The sequence below is a fragment of the Clostridioides sp. ZZV14-6153 genome, from assembly GCF_020657855.1.
Lineage (GTDB): Bacteria > Bacillota > Clostridia > Peptostreptococcales > Peptostreptococcaceae > Clostridioides.
The window spans coordinates 110,671-130,780 of sequence record NZ_JAGWCZ010000001.1 but is presented as its reverse complement, the minus strand read 5'-3'; the positions used below and the strand labels follow the sequence as shown (position 1 = coordinate 130,780).

The 20,110-nt window shown below is 29.8% G+C and carries 21 protein-coding genes and 1 riboswitch; of the genes, 3 read left to right on the top strand and 18 right to left on the bottom strand.

Annotated features, from left to right (window positions below):
- Positions 1-3 precede the first annotated feature (3 nt).
- From fabK to KGF46_RS00575, 7 genes are all read right to left on the bottom strand, one after another.
- A complete protein-coding gene (gene fabK, locus KGF46_RS00605; RefSeq protein ID WP_227827093.1) occupies positions 4-933 on the bottom strand; it encodes an enoyl-[acyl-carrier-protein] reductase FabK in 930 nt (309 codons plus the stop codon).
- Between the two features lie 108 nt (positions 934-1,041).
- Positions 1,042-2,028 (bottom strand): beta-ketoacyl-ACP synthase III, encoded by a 987-nt coding sequence (locus tag KGF46_RS00600; protein ID WP_227827092.1) that lies wholly within the window; start codon positions 2,026-2,028, stop codon positions 1,042-1,044.
- A gap of 25 nt (positions 2,029-2,053) precedes the next feature.
- Positions 2,054-3,076 (bottom strand): phosphate acyltransferase PlsX, encoded by a 1,023-nt coding sequence (gene plsX, locus KGF46_RS00595; protein WP_227850143.1) that lies wholly within the window; start codon positions 3,074-3,076, stop codon positions 2,054-2,056.
- 10 nt (positions 3,077-3,086) lie between these two features.
- The gene (gene fapR / locus KGF46_RS00590; protein WP_227434100.1) at positions 3,087-3,644 is read right to left on the bottom strand and encodes a transcription factor FapR; all 558 of its coding nucleotides are present in this window, start codon (positions 3,642-3,644) and stop codon (positions 3,087-3,089) included.
- Between the two features lie 202 nt (positions 3,645-3,846).
- Positions 3,847-4,023 (bottom strand): 50S ribosomal protein L32, encoded by a 177-nt coding sequence (gene rpmF, locus KGF46_RS00585; protein ID WP_003419113.1) that lies wholly within the window; start codon positions 4,021-4,023, stop codon positions 3,847-3,849.
- A 24-nt stretch (positions 4,024-4,047) separates the two neighbouring features.
- A complete protein-coding gene (locus KGF46_RS00580) occupies positions 4,048-4,572 on the bottom strand; it encodes a YceD family protein (RefSeq protein WP_227482193.1) in 525 nt (174 codons plus the stop codon).
- Between the two features lie 92 nt (positions 4,573-4,664).
- Positions 4,665-5,861 (bottom strand): acetate/propionate family kinase, encoded by a 1,197-nt coding sequence (locus KGF46_RS00575; RefSeq protein ID WP_227827090.1) that lies wholly within the window; start codon positions 5,859-5,861, stop codon positions 4,665-4,667.
- A gap of 454 nt (positions 5,862-6,315) precedes the next feature.
- Between KGF46_RS00575 and KGF46_RS00570 the strand changes: the two genes are divergently transcribed.
- On the top strand, positions 6,316-7,596 hold the full coding sequence (locus tag KGF46_RS00570) for a nucleotidyltransferase (RefSeq protein ID WP_227827089.1): 1,281 nt from the start codon (positions 6,316-6,318) through the stop codon (positions 7,594-7,596).
- A gap of 304 nt (positions 7,597-7,900) precedes the next feature.
- Here the strand turns inward: KGF46_RS00570 and KGF46_RS00565 are convergent, their stop codons facing one another.
- The 5 genes from KGF46_RS00565 to KGF46_RS00545 all read right to left on the bottom strand — a co-directional run bounded on the left by KGF46_RS00565 (position 7,901) and on the right by KGF46_RS00545 (position 13,447).
- Positions 7,901-9,292, bottom strand: a complete 1,392-nt coding sequence (locus tag KGF46_RS00565) for an FAD-binding oxidoreductase (protein WP_227841984.1) — start codon at positions 9,290-9,292, stop codon at positions 7,901-7,903.
- A 10-nt stretch (positions 9,293-9,302) separates the two neighbouring features.
- The gene (locus tag KGF46_RS00560) at positions 9,303-10,523 is read right to left on the bottom strand and encodes an FAD-binding protein (protein WP_227827087.1); all 1,221 of its coding nucleotides are present in this window, start codon (positions 10,521-10,523) and stop codon (positions 9,303-9,305) included.
- 13 nt (positions 10,524-10,536) lie between these two features.
- Positions 10,537-11,325, bottom strand: coding sequence for an electron transfer flavoprotein subunit beta/FixA family protein (locus tag KGF46_RS00555; protein ID WP_227827086.1), 789 nt, complete (start codon positions 11,323-11,325; stop codon positions 10,537-10,539).
- Positions 11,326-11,341: 16 nt separating this feature from the next.
- A complete protein-coding gene (gene larA, locus KGF46_RS00550; RefSeq protein WP_227827085.1) occupies positions 11,342-12,616 on the bottom strand; it encodes a nickel-dependent lactate racemase in 1,275 nt (424 codons plus the stop codon).
- A gap of 117 nt (positions 12,617-12,733) precedes the next feature.
- A complete protein-coding gene (locus KGF46_RS00545; protein WP_227841985.1) occupies positions 12,734-13,447 on the bottom strand; it encodes a FadR/GntR family transcriptional regulator in 714 nt (237 codons plus the stop codon).
- A gap of 121 nt (positions 13,448-13,568) precedes the next feature.
- Between KGF46_RS00545 and KGF46_RS00540 the strand changes: the two genes are divergently transcribed.
- Both KGF46_RS00540 and KGF46_RS00535 read left to right on the top strand, forming a co-directional pair.
- Positions 13,569-14,828 carry a nucleoside recognition domain-containing protein gene (locus KGF46_RS00540; RefSeq protein WP_227839900.1) on the top strand — a complete coding sequence of 420 codons (1,260 nt, stop codon included), beginning with the start codon at positions 13,569-13,571 and terminating at the stop codon, positions 14,826-14,828.
- A 268-nt stretch (positions 14,829-15,096) separates the two neighbouring features.
- On the top strand, positions 15,097-15,663 hold the full coding sequence (locus tag KGF46_RS00535) for a tyrosine-type recombinase/integrase (protein ID WP_227434090.1): 567 nt from the start codon (positions 15,097-15,099) through the stop codon (positions 15,661-15,663).
- A gap of 130 nt (positions 15,664-15,793) precedes the next feature.
- Here KGF46_RS00535 and KGF46_RS00530 read toward each other — a convergent pair whose 3' ends face one another.
- The 6 genes from KGF46_RS00530 to rplU form a co-directional block, all read right to left on the bottom strand.
- Entirely contained in the window at positions 15,794-16,996 is a 1,203-nt protein-coding gene (locus tag KGF46_RS00530; protein WP_227827081.1) for a homoserine dehydrogenase, read from the bottom strand.
- A gap of 103 nt (positions 16,997-17,099) precedes the next feature.
- Positions 17,100-17,206, bottom strand: a riboswitch (SAM riboswitch).
- A gap of 93 nt (positions 17,207-17,299) precedes the next feature.
- Positions 17,300-17,668, bottom strand: a complete 369-nt coding sequence (locus KGF46_RS00525; protein WP_227434088.1) for a YhbY family RNA-binding protein — start codon at positions 17,666-17,668, stop codon at positions 17,300-17,302.
- 29 nt (positions 17,669-17,697) lie between these two features.
- Positions 17,698-18,975: a GTPase ObgE gene (obgE, locus tag KGF46_RS00520; RefSeq protein WP_227827472.1), complete on the bottom strand. Its 1,278-nt coding sequence runs from the start codon at positions 18,973-18,975 to the stop codon at positions 17,698-17,700.
- A gap of 110 nt (positions 18,976-19,085) precedes the next feature.
- Entirely contained in the window at positions 19,086-19,376 is a 291-nt protein-coding gene (gene rpmA / locus KGF46_RS00515) for a 50S ribosomal protein L27 (RefSeq protein ID WP_003419086.1), read from the bottom strand.
- A 13-nt stretch (positions 19,377-19,389) separates the two neighbouring features.
- On the bottom strand, positions 19,390-19,707 hold the full coding sequence (locus tag KGF46_RS00510) for a ribosomal-processing cysteine protease Prp (RefSeq protein ID WP_227839894.1): 318 nt from the start codon (positions 19,705-19,707) through the stop codon (positions 19,390-19,392).
- Between the two features lie 14 nt (positions 19,708-19,721).
- Positions 19,722-20,033, bottom strand: a complete 312-nt coding sequence (gene rplU, locus KGF46_RS00505) for a 50S ribosomal protein L21 (RefSeq protein ID WP_003419082.1) — start codon at positions 20,031-20,033, stop codon at positions 19,722-19,724.
- Between the last annotated feature and the right edge of the window lie 77 nt (positions 20,034-20,110).

The window sequence follows — 20,110 nt, the reverse complement described above, 5'->3', positions numbered from 1 at the left end:
GATTTACAGTTCTATGCCTGGCATAATCTCTTTTGCTTGATTTACCATAGTTTCTATAATTTCTTTACAAGGTGTTATTTTTTTTACCATAGCAGCACTTTGACCTGCCATAAATGAACCTTTTTCTATATCTCCATCTACTGTTGCAAACCTTAAAGCACCTGTACCTTTTTTGTCTAATTCTTCAGGAGTAGCTCCATTTTGTTCCATCTTTAAGAATTCTTTCGATAATTTATTTTTTAATGTTCTTACTGGATGACCTGTACTTCTTCCTGTAACAATTGCATCTCTATCTTTTGCTTTTAATACTAATTCTTTATAGTTTAAATGTACAGCACACTCTTCACTACAAATAAATCTAGTTCCTACTTGAACTGCATTAGCACCTAGTGCAAATGAAGCAACAATACCTCTACCATCTACAATACCACCTGCTGCTATTACAGGTATATTAACAGCATCAGCAACTTGTGGAACTAAAACCATAGTAGTAAGTTCTCCTATGTGTCCTCCACCTTCTGTACCTTCAGCTATTACTGCTGTAGCTCCTAACTTTTCCATTCTCTGTGCTAAAGCTATTGTTGGTACTACAGGTATAACTTTTGTTCCAGCTTCTTTTAATCTGTCCATATACTTTGCAGGATTTCCAGCACCAGTAGTAATAACTTGAACCTTTTCTTCTATAATTAAATCTATTATATCATCTACAAATGGTGACATAAGCATTACATTTACACCAAAAGGTTTATCTGTTAATTCTTTACATTTAACAATCTCTTCCTTTATAGCTTCTTTTGGTGCATTTCCTGCTGCTATTATTCCAAGTCCACCTGCATTAGATACAGCACTTGCTAATGATGCAGTAGCTACCCATGCCATTCCCCCTTGGATAACTGGGTATTTTATATTTAACAGTTTGCAAATTTTATTCATATCATTCTCCTTCACTTAAAATCATAAAAGTAAACTTTTTATTGTAAATTAACTTTAATTTTTAGATAAAGCTAATTTTGTTAATTAAAGAATTTCAGATGTTTTATACTATAAAGTCCACTTAACGACTGAAGCTCCCCAAGTTAGACCTCCACCAAAGCCAACTAAAACTACATTATCGCCTTTTTTGATTTTTCCTTCTTTATATGCTTCATCTAACGCAACAGGTATAGATGCAGCAGACATATTTCCATACTTATTTATATTTACATAAACCTTATTCATATCAATCCCTAATCTCTTAGAAGAGGCTTGTATTATTCTTATATTAGCTTGATGTGGTATTAGATAGTCTATATCAGTTGTATTTAAATTTGCTTTTTCAAGAGCTGTTAAAGATGTTTCTGCCATCTTTCTAACTGCAAACTTAAATACATCGCTACCTGCCATCTCTATTGTATGTAGATTAGATTCTACAGTATCTTTACTTGCTCTAAGTCTTGAACCTCCAGCAGGTATCTTTAAACAGTCTTTTCCCCTACCATCAGAACCCATATGTGTAGATAGGATTCCACCTTCACTTACAGGCCCAATAACAGCTGCTCCAGCACCATCTCCAAATAGTACTGCTGTTGACCTATCATTGTAGTTTAGAAACTTCGAGCAAGTTTCTGCTCCTATTACAAGTACATTTTTATAACAACCAGTTTCCACAAATTGCTTTGCAATAGTTACTCCATATACAAATCCAGAACAAGCTGCTGATATATCAAATGCAGTAGCATTCACTGCTCCTATTGCTTCTTGTACTATACATGCAGTTGAAGGCAAAGACATATCAGGAGTAATTGTTGCCAAAATAATCAACTCTATGTCCTCTACATTTAACTTTGCACACTCTATAGCTTTTAAAGCAGCCTTAGATGCTAAGTCAGAAGTTGCCTCATTATCTTCTACAAACCTTCTTTCCTTAATACCAGTTCTAGTGCTTATCCACTCATCTGATGTATCCATTATTTTTTCGAAGTGAAAATTATCATATGATTTCTCAGGTAGATAACTTCCCACACCTAATATTCCAGCCTTTGTATTCATTATATATTAAACCTCCAAAACGAGTTTATTCATTTTCGTTATTTTTATTTTCTTCATTATATTTACTTATAAATTGATTGATATCCTCAACAACTTTTCCTTTTGTAAATTTTATCCCTTGATTTATAGCATTTTTTATAGCTTTAGCATCAGAGCTACCATGAGCCTTTATAACTCCTCCATTTAATCCTAAAAGTGGAGCTCCACCATACTCAGAATAATCTATAAAACTCTTTAATTTCTTTAAATCATCTTTTATAAGTAATGCTCCTATTTTGCTTTTTGTACTAGCCATAAAAGTTTCCTTTATAAGACTCATAACTGAAAGAGCTACCCCTTCAGCAGATTTAAGTAATATATTACCCGTAAATCCATCACAAATAATTATATCTGTATATGCATTTATAACCTCTCTAGCTTCTACATTTCCTATAAAATTTAAATCTAATTTTTTAATTTCTTCATATGATTTTTTAACTAAATCATTGCCTTTACCTTCTTCTAGTCCAACATTTGCTAGTGCCACTTTAGGATTTTCAAGTCCCAACACTTTTCTTGAGTAAATATTACTCATAGCTGCAAATTCAACTAGATTCTTAGATTTACAATCTGCATTCGCACCGCAGTCTGCTATAAGTGTCATTCCTCGCTTTACATTTGGTATTGCTGAGCATAAGCAAGGTCTATCAATTCCTTTTATTCTACCGACTACAAATAATCCACCAGCAAGTAAAGCTCCTGTGTTTCCAGCTGATATTATAGCATCTGCCTTACCTTCTTTTACGAGGTTTAATGCTACTACCATAGATGAATCTTTTTTGCTTCTTATGGCCTTAACTGGTTTATCTTCATTTTCTATAATCTCAGTAGTATGAACTATTTCTAGTTTATTTCTATCAAATTCATAATTTGAAAATTCCTTTTCTAATAAATCTTTATATCCTGTGATTATTAAATCTACTTGATATTCTTTTATAGCATTTACTGCGCCTTCTACATTAGATTTTGGTGCATTATCTCCACCCATTCCATCTATTACTATTTTCATGATTTTCCTCCTAATCTAACTCTTCAAAGATAAACTTCCCTCTAAATATTTGCTCTTGGGCTTTATTATTGATAACAACTTTTACATAATGCTTTTTGTCTATATTTCTATACACTTCTGCTTTTGCTATAAGTCTGTCTTGTTGTTCTATCAACTTAAAACATTTTACATTTGCAACTCTCATAATAACTTTAGGTGCATCTATTATAGCCATTGCTAATGAATCTGCTAGAGAAAATATATACGTATCTTTCAAAGTATTAGTTTTAGAGTAAATCATGTCCTCTGTAACTTCTAACATAGATATACCTAATTGCCCTACAGATAAATCAATGATTTCGCCTGTAATTTCCTTTACTCCTAAAGTCTTTACTTTTGAACTCTGAGTTTCTGCTATTGATTTGACTCTTTCTCTTAGCTCTGGTATGTTTAGACTCATTCTATCTAATCTTATTGTCTGTATACTCACATTAAACAAACTTGATAATTCTTCATCAGTATAAAAAGGATCAGTCTTTAGCATATCTATAAGCTCTTGTTGTCTTTGGGCTTTACTCTTCTTTTTCATGTTCCCTCCAAATTTTATAGCTGTAATTAGTACCAGCTACTAATAGTAGTATATAGTAACACACAAAAATTTTCAATACTTATATTATTATTTTTCTAATTTTTAATATGCATAAAATCCATTTATTTCTCTAGTAAATCATCTTTTTTTATATGTACAAAAAAAACATGTAGAGTATACTCTACATGTTCTTTAGAAGCTATTACTTAGATACAACTTCTTTACCTTTATAATATCCACAGTCTGGACACACTCTATGTGGTAATTTTGGCTCATGACATTGTGGGCAACTTACAAATCCTGTTGCTTCCATCTTTGAGTTAGCTGCTCTTCTCATTTTTGTGTTTGATTTAGACGTTTTACGCTTTGGTACTGCCATTTACGCCACCTCCTTAGTCAAAATTTAATTAAATAAATCTTTTAATTTAGCAAAACGAGGATCTATGTATTCCTCATCGTTTGTAATTTCACTGCAAGAACATTCTCCTTCATTTAAGTTTGCTCCGCATCCTTGACAAAGACCTTTACAGTTTTCACTACAAAGAACTTTATGAGGCACATTAAAATCTAATGTCTGTTCTATTATATCAATAAGGTCGATTTCTTCACCATCGAATATAAAAGGATCAAATTCCTCAAATTCATCTTCATCATAATCTTCTTCTTTTACTAAAAAACCTTGTATAGAATACTCTAATGGTATTTCTACTTCTTTAAGACATCTTGAACAATTGTCAACAATTGTAAAATTGACATCTATATCTAGATATAAACCTTTATTAGTCTTTGATACTTTACCTTTTAAATTTACAGGTGATACTAATTTGTAAATCTCATCACAATAACTAATAGTATCAATTTTTTCACAAAAATTCAAGTCTATTTTGTCAGTTTCTTTTCTATTTATTTTTTCTATGCTAACTTTCATTAAGTTCACCTCAACATATCACCAAATTTATTATACAAATCTAGCATTTGTTTGTCAAGTATTTTTACTTGATAGGCATAAGTTTAATTAAATTATTTTACTAATCTTAATGTATCTCTAGCTATCATTAATTCTTCGTTAGTTGGTATTAAAAGCATTTTTACTTTAGAGTCATCAGTAGATATTACTGTTTCTTTTCCTCTAACATCATTAGCTTCCTTATCTAATTTCATTCCTAAGAATTCCATATTAGAAGCTATCTCTGCTCTTATAGCTTTTCCATTTTCACCTACACCAGCAGTAAATACTACAACATCTAATCCATTCATTTCAGCAGCATAAGCACCTATATACTTTTGTACTTTTTTAACATAAGCTTCTAATGTTGCTTGAGCTCTTTCATCTCCATTTTTAGCTGCATCTTCTATATCTCTGAAATCACTAGAAATTCCAGTCATTCCATATACTCCAGATTCTTTGTTCATTAATTTATCTAATCCATCAGCATCTAAACCTTCTTTTCTCATTAAGAAAGGTAATATAGCAGGGTCTATATCTCCACATCTAGTTCCCATTATTAATCCTTCTAATGGAGTGAATCCCATAGATGTATCTATACATCTTCCACCATCAACAGCAGCTATAGAAGCACCATTTCCTAAGTGACAAGTTACTATTTTTAAGTCTTTTATATCTTTTCCTAATATCTCTGCTGCTTTTTGAGATACATAGTTATGAGAAGTTCCATGGAATCCATATCTTCTTACTCCATATTTAGTATATAATTCATGAGGTAAACCATATAAGTATGAAGATTTAGGCATTGTTTGATGGAAAGCAGTATCAAATACTCCTACCATTGGTACATCTGGAAGTATAGCTTTACAAGCATCAATTCCCATTATGTTTGCTGGATTATGAAGTGGAGCTAAATCTATACATTCTTTTAAAGCTTCTTCTACTTCTGGAGTTATTACTACTGAAGTTGCAAATTTTTCTCCAGCATGAACAACTCTATGCCCTACTGCATCTATTTCTTTCATTTCTTTAACTGCACCAAATTCTGGATGAGCAACAGCTTCTAACACTAATGCTATTGCATCTTTATGGTCTTTCATTGGTTGTTCAACAATGTATTTATCATCTTTTCCTGCTTTTTCATGTTTAAGTATAGAACCTTCTATTCCTATTCTTTCAACTAATCCTATACATAAAACTTCTTCATTACTCATATCTATTAATTGATATTTTAATGAAGAACTCCCACAGTTTAATACTAATATTTTCATTATTATTTCCTCCTTAGATTTTTATAAATAATATGTAATCAGTTTTGATTCATAATAAGTGTCTAAAACCCTATATTTTGTTATTTTGTCATAGATATATTATTGTATACATTAAACGATTTTCATAAATAATATATCACCTTTTAATATAAAAGTATATACTTTTTTTTATATTATATCATATTTCTATTGTGGTAAATTGTATGTTCTAATAACAATTTATTAACAAATTAACTTAATGTAGATTATTCTTTCCCATTTGCTATAATAATATAATATAAAGGCTTAATAAAGTTATTTTAATAACACTTAACTGATTTCTTGTTATGTAGTATTTCTACATTTTAACAAATTTTTTTATGTTTTTTAGCTAGATAATTAAAAATTTAAATTTTATATATATTATAATAAATTACAATGTATATAAAATAAACAAAGATAAAAGGAGCATTTTATGAATATACTTGGATTAATAGTTGAATATAACCCATTTCATAATGGACATATCTATCATTTATCTAAATCTATAGAAAAAACAAATGCAACACATACAGTGGCAATCATGAGTGGAAACTTTCTTCAAAGAGGTGAACCAGCTTTATTTGATAAATATACTAGAGCAAAAATTGCTGTCGAAAATGGTGTAGACTTAGTTATAGAATTACCAACTATGTTTGCTTGCCAAAGTGCTGAAATTTTTTCTCATGGTGCCATAACAATTTTAAATTCTCTAAATTGTATAAGTTCTGTATGTTTTGGTAGTGAAGAGGGAAACACAGATATTCTTTACAGTATTGCAGAGATTTTAGCAAATGAGCCAAAGGAATTTAAATTGCTTTTAAAAAAATATTTAGATGATGGTATGTTATTTCCAGCGGCTAGAGCTAATTCACTTTTTGATTATATACACCAATATGAAAACAACAACTTAGCTCAAAAAACTACAAAAGAACAATTATTAAAAATATTAAATTCATCAAATAATATACTTGGTATAGAATATATAAAAAATCTTATCAATTTAAACAGTAATATAAAGCCAGTTACTATTTCCAGAGTTCAGTCAGAATACAACTCTAAAGAAATTGATAATAGTATTTGCTCTGCTACTGCTATAAGAACTTCACTTAAAGAAAATTGCAATATATCTCAATTAAAAAGAGTTATTCCAGAAAAAACTTATAATATATTAAATGAAAAAATAGATAGTAAATTTTTTCCTATGTTTGATGAATTATTTTTTGATACTTTAAAAACAATAGTACTTAGAGACATATCCAATTTAAAGGATTATTTTGAAGTAAATGAAGGTATAGAAAATAAAATTTACAAAGACATTTTTACATCTAACTCTTTATACGAATTACAATTATCAATTAAATCTAAGAGATATACTTTAACTAAAATCAAGAGAACTTTAAATAATATATTGTTAGGCATAAGAAAAAGCGATATTCACCTTATAAAAGATATAGACACTGTTCCTTATATAAGAATACTTGCTTTCAATGACAAAGGTAGAGAAATTCTAAAAGAGATAAAAAATAAATCTAACATAGAAATAATAAATAAATTTTCAAATATATCATTTTCATTAGATGATGCGATTTTTAAAACACTTATAAGTTATGACATAAAATCTACAAATATATACAACTCAGTATATTACAGAAATAATAAAGATTTAATAAAAGGTCCTATGGACTTTTACACTCATCCAATCTATGTAAAGTAAGTTTTTTAAATAGCTTTATCAATTTTAAATAACCTCATCAAATTAATAAGATGTATTTCTAATTAAAAATATTTTTTATGGATAAAATATGCTTCACATGTGCATTCATATTTTTAGGATGGTAACATCAACTTAACTTAAATAACATTTCATATTTTTAAAGTTAAGTAAACATTGCCATCCTAAAATCTTTATAAATAATATTAATATTTACAAGTAATATTAACATTAAAAAGTAAATTTAAGTTATTAAATTTAAATCTGTTTTTTATAACTTTTATATTAAAAAATAACATTTATATATTTAATATATCTTTCCTGGATTTAAAATATTTTTAGGGTCAAAAGCTACTTTTATATTTTTAATTAACATCATATAGGCATCTGAGTTTGATTCATGTAAATACTCTTTTTTTGCATATCCTATACCATGTTCACCTGAGACTTGACCATTAAGTTCTCTAGATTTTTTATACATACAGTCAAAAGTTTCTTTTAATCTTGATTTCCAAGTATGTTCATCCATACCATCTTTTAATATATATATGTGTAGATTTCCATCACCTGCATGACCAAAACTTTTTATTCTTATTTTTAACTCATCTTGAAGCTCATGAGTATATCTTATAAACTCTGCTACCCTGTCTCTTGGTACAACGACATCGCATTCATCCATTTCTGTTGTAGATGCCTTTATAGCTTCTAAGAAAGCCCCTCTGGCTGACCAGATGGAATCATTTCTTTCTTGTGTATCTGATATAAATACATCTAATGCTCCATTTTCTAAACACAGATTAGCGACTTTTTCATATTCTTTTTCTATATCTTCAATACTATTTCCATCAAACGTAAGTAAAAGATAAGCATCTGATGTATTATCTGGAAACTTTTTACCTAAAAATTCTTCCGCAGCCAATATTACGTCTCTTTCCATAAATTCTATGGCTGTTGGTATTGATTTTGATTTTATTATTTTAGGAACAGTCTCTATTGCCATTGATAAATTTGGAAAAGGTATAAGTAAACTTACACTTTTCTTTGGTAAAGGAAGTAATTTTAATATCGCCTTTGTAACTATTCCTAGAGTTCCTTCTGAACCTATTAATAAATCTTTTATGCTATATCCAGAACTATTTTTAACTACTTTTCCCCCTATATTTATAACTTCTCCATTTGGTAATACTACTTCAAGACCTCTAACATAATCTCTTGTAACACCATATTTTACTGCTCTCATTCCACCTGCATTAGTATTTATATTACCTGCTATTGTAGCACTCTTCTCACCTGGGTCAGGTGGATAAAATAAATCTCTCTCTTGAACATATTGACCTATTGTCATAAGCAAAACTCCTGGTTCTACTGTCAATGTTAGATTTTCATAATCAACCTCAAGTATTTTATTCATTTTACATAGATTAATCATTATTCCACCATTTATGGCAACAGCAGCTCCTACAAGACCAGTTCCTTGTCCTCTTGGCGTAACTGGTATATTGTTTTCATATGCATATTTCATTATTTTAGATACTTGCTCAGTTTCAAGCACATTTACTAAAACTTCAGGGTATTTTTCTATTCCTCCAAGTTCATCATGTGAAAAATCTTCATTTATATCACTTCCAACTACTACATTTTCATCTCCACAAATATCTATTAAAAAATTTATATCTTTTTTATCAATTGATTTATACATTTCTATCCCCCTATTCAGCTGCTGATGCCACATATATTTGCTTATCATCTTTTTTATTTTCTATTTTTTTAATCAATTTAGGAATAATATCATAAATATCTCCTATTAAAGCTAAGTGTGCTACATCAAGTATAGGTGCCTTATCATCTTTATTTATAGCTACTATATAATCAGCTCCTTGCATTCCTGCAACAAATTGAACAGCTCCAGATACACCACAAGTTATTATTAATTTAGGCTTGACAGTTCTACCACTAAGACCTATTTGTTTTTTAGCATCTATCCAACCTGCTTCTATAATCGGTCTTGTTCCTGCTACTTGAGCATTTAACTTGTCAGCTAATTTATATATCATATCCATATCTTCCTGTTTCTTTATTGCTCTACTTGCAACTACTATTACTTCTGCTTCTTCAAGACCAACTTCTTTATTTTTTTCCTTTACACTCAGTACTTTAATCTTAGATTTTAGCTCTTTTTTTTCTATTTCACATAAAGTCATTTTTCCTGTTGCATTTTCTACCTTTTCTGGAGCTGAAAATATTTTATATCTTACAGTGGCAAATTGAGGTCTATTATTAGGTGTATTTATGTGAGCCATTATATTTCCACCAAATGCTGGTCTTATTTGGTCTAAATCAGTGTTTGATTGCACATCAAGTATTGTACAATCTGCTGTAAGCCCTGTTTTAAATCTAGCAGCAAGCCTTGGAGCTAATGACCTACCTAATGTAGTTCCACCAACCAACATTATTGTTGGTTTTATTTTATTTATAAAATTTTCTATTGCTTTTGCATATGGTTCTATCCTAAACTCTTTAAATTCATCTTCATCATATACAAATACTTCATCAATACCATAAGAGATAAGATTCTTACATTTATCTTTTATACCTTTTCCTACAAATACACAATATACAGGTTGCTTTATTTTTGATGCCATTTCACGAGCTTTCCCTATAAGTTCATATGTTACAGGATGTATATTCCCATTATGATGTTCTACATATACTGCCACTCCTTTCCATTCATCCTTATTTATTTTTGCTTTATCACTCTCTATAAATTCAAATGCACCTTTGGGTCCACTTTTGACACACAATTTGCACATCTTACAGCCAGCACTTATTTCTACCTTACCTGATTTTTCTTCTATAGCACCAAAAGGACAAATTTCTAGTACTCTTTTCAAATCAGTTATTTTATCTTGATTTACAACTATTTTTGACATTTCTTCTTCCCCCTTAGACTAATTTTAATTCCTCTAATTTATTTATAAGTGCAGTACTTAACTCTTCTGCATTTCCCCTCATAATATTTTTATCTGTATTTGGCTTAGGAGGAAATATTCTTACAACTTGAGTAGGAGAACCATTTAATCCATAATTATTTTCGTCCTTGTCTTCAAAATCTTCTAGACTGTACACAGGTATTTTTCTTTCTCTAGTCTCTAGCTTTAACTTAAATGAAGGCAATCTTGGTTGAAAAATATCTTTTTCTACTGTTATCAAACATGGATACTCAATTTCACATACTTGTAAATCATTTGGCATATCTATTTCAACAACTATGCTTTTCTCTTTGATTTCAATCAATTTTGTAACATTAGTTACATGAGGTATATCTAAAAACTCAGCTACTTCAGGTCCAACCTGTGCTGTATCACCATCAGTAGTTTGTTTTCCACAAATTATTAAGTCTACTCTACCCATTTTTCTAATGCCTTGCGATATAGTGTAAGAAGTTGCCAATACATCTGCTCCTCCAAATCTTCTATCGCTTATTAAAGCTCCTTCATCTGCCCCCATCATAAAACTCTCTTCTATTACCTTCTTTGCTTGTGGAGGACCCATAGTAAGTACTTTTAGATTCGCTTTTGTGTCTTTTTTTATTCTAAGTGCTGTTTCTAAAGCATATAAATCATAAGGATTCATTTTTGAATCTACTCCATCTCTCTTTAGTACACCTGTGGATTCATCAACCTCTACTGCGGTTGTTCCAGGTACTTGTTTAATACATGTCAAAATTTCCATAAACTACACCCCTTTTTTATTTAACTATCACTGATACTCCATCAGGTATAACTGTAACTTTACTATCTTCACCGACTATATTAGTAGCCATATCTAAAGCATCCTTAAAATTAAATGCATGTTTCATATGCATTTTCTTTATCATTTCAGGACTACACTTATCTGTTACCATTATTACAGTATACTTAGATAGTATTCTTGCTAATATCTGAAATTCCCATTGGTCTGGAATTGTATCACATCTGCCAACACTCCTAATTTTTTCTAAAAGTTGTTTTGGAGAATCTGCGTTTGCTACATTTTCATAAAAGGATTGACCTCCATGACCATCATTACATGCTGCAATCATTATTATTACTCCACCTTCTTTACATGTAGCCTCTGCTGCTGTCATACCTTTAACTGCTTGATAAATATTTTGGTCTAATGGGTATCCACCATTTGTACTCACTACAATATCTGACTTTATGGAATTTACTTTTGAAAGCTCTGTTACAAATTCACAACCTTTGGTATGTGCTTTTTCGACATCACCAGCAAATGATGCTATTACTTTTTTCTCTTTATCTATTACAACATTCAATATAAATGCTAGTTTAGCAACCTTAGCTGCATATACCATATCTTCATGAATAGGATTATTTTTTAATTTTCCAGTTCTCGAATTGTCACTATCTATAAAATCACTACAATGGTTATACATTATAGTTTTTGCAGAGGCTATTCCTGGGAGTACACTTTTTCTTCCTCCTGAGAAACCTGCAAAAAAATGCGGTTCTATAAAACCTTCCGCGATTAAAAGTTCTGCCTCATATGCAAGTTTATTTATATATAAATCCCCACCTGAAGGTAATACACCCACCTTGCACATAGCTTCATCATCAGTAGATATATGCATGATTATTTCTTCATTATCTACAATTTCTTCTCCCATCTTATAAACTAATTCTTCTCTTGTACTTGGCCTATGAAAACCAGTTGCTACTATAATCTTCACATCAATTTTAGGATTAGCTTTCCTGATTCTTCTTAAAAGAATTGGCATAGTTACTTTACTTGGAACAGGTCTCGTATGGTCACTCGTAATTATAACTACATTCTTTTTTCCTTTAACTAACTCTTCCAATAATAAAGAGCCTATTGGATTATTCATGGATTCTTCAACTATTTCTTCTTGCGCCTTATGTTTTACATAATTATCCAACTTTGATTCCAAGACACCAAGAAAACGTTTGTTAGGTATTTCTAAAATCATTCCTTGCTTTGAATAAGGTACTTTTAACTTTACCATTTTTAATCTCCCATTATAATAAACTATAAAATTGGTATGTGGTCATACCAGTTTTATAGTTATATAATAGTACCATTATCTTCTATTTACAAGAATAATTTATTTTATAACAAACTTTTAATTTTCATTTTTTCTATAGTTTTTGCTTATAAATCTCATATGCTCTTTCGCTTTTTCATGTGCAAGTTCCATATTATTTTCTATAACTGCATTATATATAGCTTCATGTTGCTTAAGTAAGATAGTTTCATTTAAAGGTTCTGCAATTATCTTCTCTCTTGCATCTTCTATAAATCCATCAAACAATTTTGATGCTGTTATAAAAAGACTTTGAATTAAATAATTTTTACTTATTGTAGCCAATTTGCTGTGAAATTTTTGATCTAATAAAACCAAAATTTGATTATTATCTTTTTTCTTGGTTTCTATTCTCATTTCATCTATTATACTTTTTAATTCTATAGATTCAGAAGAAGTTATTCTCTTTGAAGCAAGTTTTGCAATCTCAATTTCTAAAATTATTCTAAGCTCTAGTATGTCTTCAAGTGTACCATTATTCAGTTTAAAAATCATAGATAGAGGCTCTATTAAAGTTTTGTCTATATTTGTGCATATAAAATTACCCTCACCTTGTCTGCTTTCTATCACACCCATAGTTTCTAAAACTCTGATAGCTTCTCTAATGGAGGTTCTACTTACATTCATTTGTTCAGACAATTCTCTTTCAGACAGTAGTTTATCACCCTTTTTTAACTCTCCATTTAATATCTTATGTTGAATTTGCTCAATTACTTGTTCATAAACTTTTTTACTAGCTATACTATTAAACATTTTTTCCTCCCATGTAGTAGTCGTTGTTATATATATCTATTATATATCTTAAGCCATTACATTCATATATTTTTGTTACTTTTAATATAATATCTTATAACTCAAATTTACAGGTGATATTATGAAAAAAAATAAAATTATTGGTTTTTTCGCTCCTGCTATCATAGTTGGAGTTCTAGTTTTAGGCATTATCTTATACCCAAATGAAGCTATAAAATCTGCAAGAGAGGGTTTTTCCATATGGTCTAATGTTCTAGTCCCATCACTACTCCCTTTTATAATTGGTGCAAACCTAATTGTCGATTTAAAAATAGTAGATATTATAGGGTTTATTATTAATCCCATAACTAGACTTGTGTTTAATGTATCAGGAAAAAGTGCTTTAGCTTTTGCAATATCAGCAGTATCTGGTTATCCAGTGGGAGCAAGTCTAGCTTCTGAATTTAGAAGCAATAAACAGATTTCTAAGTATGAAGCCCAAAGACTTGTATCTTTTTGTTCTACATCAGGACCTTTATTTATAATAGGCTCAGTTGGTACAGGTATGTTTCAAAATTCAAATTTAGGTTACTTGATGATTTTATGTCATTACTTGGGAACTATATTGGTTGGTCTTTTTTTTAGAAATTATGGAAATGAAAATCTTCCAAAGACAAAATTAGATTTAAAAACAAACATAAAAAACACAATTAATATTAGAAGTTCTAGTGGTAATGGGTTTTTTGTTCTATTTGGAAATGCTGTCTTTAATGGAGTAAATACATTACTTACAGTTGGTGGATTTGTAATTGTTTTTTCGGTAGTATTTAAAATACTATCACTATTTAATGTAATCTCATTAATAGCATCAGTTATATATTTACCTCTTTCACTTTTAGGTGTCAACAAGGAACTCTGTCAAGCATTTGTAAGTGGCCTATTTGAAATCACAATTGGTTGTAATAAGGTATCTAGTATAACAAGTGCCCCAGAAATCCTCAGAGCATCTTTAGCTAGTTTTCTGATAGGATTTAGTGGATTATCTATACTAGCTCAATGTTGTACATTTTTATCAAAAACAGATATAGACTTAAAATTATACATACTAAGTAAGTTTGCACATGGACTTTTAGCAGGTTTATTTATTTTTATACTTTATCCTATTGCAAACTCTACTGTATTAGTTTCTAGCTTTGCTGATACATATAATATCATATATAATAATCTAATTTGGTTCTATTATATTAGCTATTATGACACGATTCTTCAAATTATAATAATAATTTACTTAATTTCAGCTTTATTTGTTGCTAAAAAACACATGAGAAATTTATCTACAAGCGGAAAATTGATTAGATATAAAAATACTTTTTTTATAAAAAACTTATTTCGAAAAAAATAAAATGTATAAAAATTAACTAAACGCTTCCATTTTCTAATTATATTTGTCATAATCTTAATAACCTTTTTAATTACTTTATCATCATAGTTACTTCATCACAATTTTGATAATTTTTTATAACAATATTTTTCAAAAATTCTCCTTAATCACATATAGCACACTTATATAAACTAATTGGTATATTTTTCCAATATATAATATTTCATTTATATTATATAATAAATACCGACCTAAACTTATCAAATCAAACTAAGAGGAGTGGTTGAAAATGGCAACAAGACCTATAGAAATAGACGAATATAAAAAGATAATGGAACTACTACATACGGGCTTTATTTATAGTGAAAATGGCGTTGAAAAAAGATTTAGAAAGAATCCTAAGGTTGCATTAGCACTAATGTTAGAAGCTAATTTAGGTCTAAGAATATCAGATATTTTAAGATTAAAAATAGGTAATTTTAAAGGTAATATGTTGGAAATAAACGAAAAAAAAACGGGTAAACTACAGTATAGACCTGTTAACAAAAATATAATTGAATCTATAAATGAACATGCAAGAAAGTATAATCTTAAATCAGATGACTACTTAGTAAATATAAAGACAAAAGCTATCCAGAAACAATTGAGGATAATTTGTAAATACTTAAATTTGTATAACATAAGCACACATAGCTTCAGAAAGCTCTATGCTACTACTCAATTTGAAAAGAGTAACAATAACTTAGAATTAGTTAAAGAACTCTTAAACCATAGTTCTGTAGCCACTACACAGCGATATATAAGGGTAACCCAGCAAGCTATTAACGAGGCTAGTGAAAATTTTTTTATTGAATAAGTAAAATGTTATAATCTATCTATTTTTCTATTATCTTATTAAGTCACCAGATGTTAAAAAGGTGAAGAAAAACAAAATAAACGTTTGTTTTTCTTCACCTTTAAATTTTTACAATCATTACATAGATGTTTTAATCTACTTTTAATAGTTTTTTAACTGACTTACTATAGTCATTTCTTTTTACATCTTCTAAGAACCTGTCAATTTCATGCTCTGATTTTGCATTTACAAAAATAGCAAGCTCCTCTTCATCTATAATATTATAGCTATCTACATACTTATCTAAACATTTTAAAATGCCCTCTCTATTATATTCACTAAATCTGACTACCGCACTACATTCATCTTCTATAAGACCACTCAAATCCAATTTACCTTTTGAAAAAGACTTTATATTTGAACTCCTATTATCTATTATATCTATGATATCAGCATAAACAGCACTTCCTGTTGCACCTCTTCCAGCACCCTTACCTACAAAAGAAAGTTCTCCTACTGAGTCTCCCACTATAATTACTACATTAAATTCATTATCTATTTTAGACAGCATATTATCATTATCCACCAATGCTGGTCTAACAAATCCACTTACTTCACCCAATTCATATTTACTTCTAGCAACTAATTTTATCTTACAATTTAATTTCTTAGCATATTCTATATCCTTTTCATCTATTGAAGTTATTCCTTCTAATAATAAATCTTTCCAATATACTATTTTCCCATAAGATAAAGTAGATAATATAGATAATTTTCTAGCACTATCATATCCTAAAACATCTGCATCTGGATTAACTTCTGCAAAGCCTAGCTCTTGTGCTTGTTTTAAAGCTACATCATATGGTAAATTTTCATCATACATCTTTGATAATATAAAGTTGCATGTTCCATTTAAAATAGCATTTATACTTTTTATACTATTACCTTCTAATGATTCTATTAATGGCTTTAAAACTGGAATACCACCTGCTACTGATGCTTCAAATTTAATGCTAACATCATTTAAGTTAGCCAGCTCTATAAGGTCACTACCTCTTTCAGCTAATAAATCTTTATTTGCTGTTACTACATGTATTTTTTTATTTAGAGCTCTTGTTACATAATCAAGAGCTGGATTTAGTCCTCCAATTACTTCGACTAATATATCAATATCTTTGTTAAATATATCTTCTATATCTGTTGTTACCTTATCAAAATATCTCTTTGATTTATGCTTCTCTTTATTTTTAACTAAAATTCCAACTATTTCTATTTCTCTTTTTGAAGTATTATTCTCTATTAAATCTATTAATCCACTTCCTACTGTTCCATACCCTAATATTCCTATCTTCACTGTTACATACCCCCATCATCTTTGATTATATTAATTTATTTATATATATAAATATGCCAATTAAAAAAGCTTGAGTATAAACTCAAGCCATATGACGGGTTTATACTCATCTTTCAGCGTAATTGCTGCAGGATTTAGCACCAATGTATATTAAAATATACTGGTTGCCGGGCTTCATAGGGCCAGTCCCTCTGCCTCTCTTGATAAGATTGCTAATTTAAATTTATTGTTAATAGTATAATACAATTTTTTCTAATTGTCACTATATTTTTTAACTTATTATTTCTAAAATAATCTAATTAATTATCTAACTGCTCTTTTAGTTGGTTTACCTTTTTTTGTAACATTGTTATTTTTAACCTTAGCTTTTGCCTGTTCATGCCCTGGGAAAAGTATCTTAGGCTCATCAATATTTCTCTTGTAAATAGTAAATTTAAAACCAATAGCTTGAACAAACTCTGCTCTTAAAGCTTCACATACTGCATTAGCAGTTTCTTTAGCATCAAGACCTGCATTTTCTAGTATAGTAACCTTTACTAGTTCTCTAACTCTTAGCATATCCTCTAATTGCTCTAAAAAGCTTTCTGTAACGCCTTCCTTACCAATTTGTGTAGTAGGCTTTAAAGTATTTGCTAAAGATCTTAAATATGCTCTTTGCTTTCCTTTTAACATATTATCACCTCTATAATTCTATATCAAAATTAATTGTAAAATTCAAATTCTAATTCGTAAATTCTAACTACATCCCCATCTTCAATTCCCATCGCTCTAAGCCTGTCAAATACACCTTGACCTTCCATAGCTTTTTGGAAATATTGAAGTGATTCCATATCATCAAAATTCACAGAATACATTATTCTTCTAAGTGCCTTACCTGTAACTACATATACACCATCTTCAACATCTATGTTTAATTCTTCCTCTGTTCCAATATCAAGTTCTGGTCTATACATTTCTTCTTCTGAAACTAATTCCACATCTTCTACTTCTTTTAACATTTTAGAAACATAGGCAATTACATCATCTATTCCTTGACGAGTTGCTGCAGACATCTTAAATACTGTATATCCTCTACCTTCTAATTCATCCTTAAATTTTTCAAATTGGCTTTCATCTTCCAATATATCAAATTTATTTGCAACTACAACCTGAGGTCTTGTTGAAAGCTTCTCATTATATAATTTAAGCTCATCATTTATTTTGTCAAAATCCTCAATCGGGTCTCTACCTTCTAGTCCAGATATATCTACAATATGTATCAATACCTTAGTTCTTTCAACATGTCTTAAGAATTCATGACCTAATCCTATACCTTCAGAAGCACCCTCTATAATTCCAGGTATATCTGCCAATACAAAACTATCTCCAAACTTAGTTTGAACAACACCTAAATTTGGTGTCAATGTTGTAAAATGATAGTTTGCAATTTTTGGCTTAGCTTTAGTTACAACTGATAAAAATGTTGACTTACCTACATTTGGAAATCCTAAAAGACCTACATCTGCTATCATTTTAAGTTCAAGAGTTATCCATCTTTCTTCTCCATCTGTACCAGACTTTGCAAAAGCCGGAGCTTGTCTTACTGCATTTGCAAAGTGTTGATTACCTTTACCACCTATACCACCTTTTGCAACTACTGCTGTATCTCCTTCTTTCTTTAAATCTGCTAATACAAGACCTGTCGCTTCATCTCTTATTACTGTACCTGCTGGTACTTTTAATATTAAGCTTTCTCCATTTTTACCAGCTCTTTTACCTTTGCTACCGTCGCCACCATGTTGAGCTTGATATTTTTTCTGGTATTTAAAGTCCATTAATGTTCTAAGACCTAAATCAACTTCAAATATGATGCTCGCTCCACGACCACCATCTCCACCATCTGGCCCACCAGCTGGAACATATTTTTCTTTTCTAAATGCTACCGAACCATTTCCACCATTTCCAGCTTTAATAAATATTCTCGCTTTATCTATAAACAAATTCTTCACCTACTTAATTAAAAACTTTTAATTAGCATTACCAAAAATACTATTATAAATTCATCAGTATTATAAGAAAAAGGAGTGCCTCAACACTCCTTTTATGTATATTACTCAGCTATTGCTACTGGATATATACTAACTTTTTTTCTCTTCTTGTCTTTTCTTTCGAATTTAACAGTACCATCAACTAATGCAAATAAAGTATCATCGCTACCTTTTCCAACATTAGTTCCTGGATGTATTTTAGTTCCTCTTTGTCTAACTATTATACTTCCAGCAGTTACTAATTGCCCATCGAATCTCTTAACACCTAATCTTTTAGATATAGAATCTCTACCATTTTTAGAAGAACCTACCCCTTTTTTAGATGCTAATAATTGTAAATTCATGTTTAACATATGGAGTCACCCCCTACTTTTTTAAAATTTTTATATTTTTTGGGTATTCCCGTTTAATTTCTTCAACCGCTAATTGAAAGTGATTTAGTAATAACTGTGCATCTTTTAGATATGTATCTTTAACTATACATTCGATATGCCCCTCTTCTCCTACTACTTTTTCAAATTCAATCTTTTGTAACTTGTCTAAAGAGTTTATAACTGCAATAGCATTAGACGTAACTGCAGCACAGACTATATCATAGCCTATTTCAGCAAAATCAGCATGTCCCTTTAAACAAAAACCTTGCAACAAGAAATCATCATTATAATAATATTTAACCTTTATCATAACTAGTCCAATAACTAAGCGTTGATTTTTTCTACAACTATCTTAGTGTATGATTGACGATGTCCTTGTTTTCTTCTGTAATCTTTTTTTGCTTTATACTTGAAAACTATAACTTTCTTAGCTTTACCTTGCTCAACAACTTTTGCTTGAACAGATGCTCCTTCTACTACTGGAGAACCTAATTTTAATTCTCCATCTTTAGAGCAAGCTAATACTTCGTTTAAAGTAACAACATCACCTGCGTTAGCTTCTAACTTTTCAACGAATAATACATCACCTTCAGAAACTTTATATTGCTTTCCACCAGTCTTTACTATAGCGTACATTAAATACACCTCCTCGGCCTCAAACTCGCCAGTACAAGGTACTTCATTAGAAGATTTAGACCTTTACTGTGCGGCAT

Bases quoted from the DNA above. Each gene is read 5' to 3' on its own strand.
- KGF46_RS00560 (WP_227827087.1), bottom strand. From the start codon at position 10,523: ATGTCAAAAATAGTTGTAAATCAAGATAAAATAACTGATTTGAAAAGA.
- rplU (WP_003419082.1), bottom strand. From the start codon at position 20,033: ATGTACGCTATAGTAAAGACTGGTGGAAAGCAATATAAAGTTTCTGAA.
- KGF46_RS00555 (WP_227827086.1), bottom strand. From the start codon at position 11,325: ATGGAAATTTTGACATGTATTAAACAAGTACCTGGAACAACCGCAGTA.
- KGF46_RS00540 (WP_227839900.1), top strand. From the start codon at position 13,569: ATGAAAAAAAATAAAATTATTGGTTTTTTCGCTCCTGCTATCATAGTT.
- KGF46_RS00545 (WP_227841985.1), bottom strand. From the start codon at position 13,447: ATGTTTAATAGTATAGCTAGTAAAAAAGTTTATGAACAAGTAATTGAG.
- KGF46_RS00575 (WP_227827090.1), bottom strand. From the start codon at position 5,861: ATGAAAATATTAGTATTAAACTGTGGGAGTTCTTCATTAAAATATCAA.
- KGF46_RS00570 (WP_227827089.1), top strand. From the start codon at position 6,316: ATGAATATACTTGGATTAATAGTTGAATATAACCCATTTCATAATGGA.
- KGF46_RS00580 (WP_227482193.1), bottom strand. From the start codon at position 4,572: ATGAAAGTTAGCATAGAAAAAATAAATAGAAAAGAAACTGACAAAATA.
- larA (WP_227827085.1), bottom strand. From the start codon at position 12,616: ATGGTAAAGTTAAAAGTACCTTATTCAAAGCAAGGAATGATTTTAGAA.
- KGF46_RS00600 (WP_227827092.1), bottom strand. From the start codon at position 2,028: ATGAATACAAAGGCTGGAATATTAGGTGTGGGAAGTTATCTACCTGAG.
- rpmA (WP_003419086.1), bottom strand. From the start codon at position 19,376: ATGTTAAACATGAATTTACAATTATTAGCATCTAAAAAAGGGGTAGGT.
- KGF46_RS00565 (WP_227841984.1), bottom strand. From the start codon at position 9,292: ATGTATAAATCAATTGATAAAAAAGATATAAATTTTTTAATAGATATT.
- KGF46_RS00525 (WP_227434088.1), bottom strand. From the start codon at position 17,668: ATGTTAAAAGGAAAGCAAAGAGCATATTTAAGATCTTTAGCAAATACT.
- fabK (WP_227827093.1), bottom strand. From the start codon at position 933: ATGAATAAAATTTGCAAACTGTTAAATATAAAATACCCAGTTATCCAA.
- KGF46_RS00510 (WP_227839894.1), bottom strand. From the start codon at position 19,707: ATGATAAAGGTTAAATATTATTATAATGATGATTTCTTGTTGCAAGGT.
- KGF46_RS00535 (WP_227434090.1), top strand. From the start codon at position 15,097: ATGGCAACAAGACCTATAGAAATAGACGAATATAAAAAGATAATGGAA.
- rpmF (WP_003419113.1), bottom strand. From the start codon at position 4,023: ATGGCAGTACCAAAGCGTAAAACGTCTAAATCAAACACAAAAATGAGA.
- fapR (WP_227434100.1), bottom strand. From the start codon at position 3,644: ATGAAAAAGAAGAGTAAAGCCCAAAGACAACAAGAGCTTATAGATATG.
- plsX (WP_227850143.1), bottom strand. From the start codon at position 3,076: ATGAAAATAGTAATAGATGGAATGGGTGGAGATAATGCACCAAAATCT.